At 45.3% G+C, this 514-nt stretch carries 1 pseudogene; it reads right to left on the bottom strand.

The features are described from left to right. Positions 1-300: 300 nt before the first annotated feature. Positions 301-514: pseudogene (locus BHE89_RS20120) on the bottom strand (fluoroquinolone resistance protein); the annotation flags it as partial.

Raw genomic sequence — 514 nt, 5'->3', positions numbered from 1 at the left:
AAATTGTGGTAGTAAAACGTACCGGAAAACGAAATTCCGGCTCTACCTCCGAATCACGCTGCGGTATCGAAAGATTACAGTGCGTACCTGATAAGAGCACCAATCAACGGACTAGGGATTTCTTGGATTGCGAAGTGTCGAAAGAAGCCCAACCTAACCAAACTTAGCCAGATTAACGAGCTAAGAGACCATGACCCAATAACTGATCATGGAGAAAAGCAAAGACAAGATGAAGATGTCGCTTCGCTCCGTTTTGATTAGTACCACATTGGGGGCATTAGGCGTTTTTTTACCTAGATTTTATCGGTGAACAATAACACCTAAACTCTCAACAAGCTGAAGCGCCTGCTCTCCATCCAACTTCACTCCATCTAAATTAATTCGCCTTGCATCAAGCTCGCCAAGCGCCCACCGTAATCACAACCAGTAAAATCAGCCAAAGACCAATCAAACGATGAAAACTCCCCACAAGAAAGATCGGAGCCACGAAACACGGCGCCAGTTATCACAGTGC

Source organism: Shigella sp. FC1967 (genome assembly GCF_001743005.1).
Classification (GTDB): Bacteria; Pseudomonadota; Gammaproteobacteria; order Enterobacterales; family Enterobacteriaceae; genus Proteus.
This window is presented reverse-complemented; position numbering and strand designations above follow the sequence as displayed.